This window comes from Thiolapillus sp. (assembly GCF_048562965.1).
GTDB classification, from domain to species: Bacteria; Pseudomonadota; Gammaproteobacteria; order Chromatiales; family Chromatiaceae; genus Thiolapillus; species Thiolapillus brandeum_A.
This window is the reverse complement of record NZ_JBHNMF010000997.1, coordinates 1-1,024: the sequence shown is the minus strand read 5'-3', so window position 1 is coordinate 1,024 and position 1,024 is coordinate 1. Positions and strand designations below refer to the sequence as shown.

1 protein-coding gene is annotated in these 1,024 nt (G+C 44.0%); it reads right to left on the bottom strand.

Annotated features, from left to right (window positions below):
* Nucleotides 1-7: 7 nt before the first annotated feature.
* The gene (locus ACOCD2_RS21765) at nucleotides 8-1,000 is read right to left on the bottom strand and encodes an IS30 family transposase (protein ID WP_293681352.1); all 993 of its coding nucleotides are present in this window, start codon (nucleotides 998-1,000) and stop codon (nucleotides 8-10) included.
* Nucleotides 1,001-1,024 lie beyond the last annotated feature (24 nt).

Sequence of the window (1,024 nt, the reverse complement as noted above, 5' to 3'; positions counted from 1 at the left end):
CCTGAATTCAAGTAATAAGTGCATAACCCATTAAATTTTTCATATCGATACCTGTTAGCTCCTTAAACATCTCATAGGGTGTTTTAAAGCCCAAACATTTTCTGGGTCTGCTGTTGAGCTTATGAACTGCCTCCAGTACCTGCTTGGTGGTTACATCAAGCAGTTCCATAGCCTTTGGAAAATATTGCCGTAATAAGCCATTTGCGTTCTCATTCTGCCCCCGTTCCCAGGAATGATAAGGTTTGGCAAAATATGTATCACACTCCAATGCCTTGGCAATGGTTTCATGGTGCGCAAATTCCTTTCCATTATCAAACGTGATGGTCACGACAAAGGCCTGGATAGGTGACAGTAATGACACCATGGCATCCGCCACAAAGTGAGCTTTTTTACCTGCTAAGGGTGCTGCCAGGCGGAGCTTTGATTTCCTGTCATCCAATGTAACAATCGCTCCTTTGTGATTTTTACCAATGATGGTATCAGCCTCCCAATCTCCAACACGTTCACGATTATTAGCGGTTTGTGGTCGTTCTTCAATATCCACCCGATTCGGGATCCCTGTACGGTTGTGAGCAGCTCCGTAACGTTTCCGACAGGTCTTATTTTGGTGTCTCAAATGCTTGTATAGCATGCCACCCTCTCGTTTATTCGCCATGACATATTGATAGATGGTTTCATGATGCAATTCAATAATGCCATCGACTTTTAAACGCCCTGCGATCTGTTCAGGACTCCAATCCTGTTCAAGGTAGCCAGTGATGATTTTCTTTATTTCATCAGTCAATTTGACGGCTTTCGGTTTGTTTTCGTGCCGCTCACTTGCTAATCGCTCTGCCTGTTTGTGTCGGTATCCTCTTTGTCCTGTATTGCGGCTTATTTCGCGTGAGAGGGTGCTTTGTGAACGGCGCAGCGCCTTCGCTATCTTATTCAATGATTTGCCCGCTCTCATTTCAATTTCGATATAATGTCTTTCTTCAAGACTTAGGTGTTTGTAGCTCATTGTTAGCCTCTGTGAATAGCTTGG

Coding starts and splice junctions, on each gene's coding strand:
- ACOCD2_RS21765 (WP_293681352.1), bottom strand. CDS start 1,000: ATGAGCTACAAACACCTAAGTCTTGAAGAAAGACATTATATCGAAATT.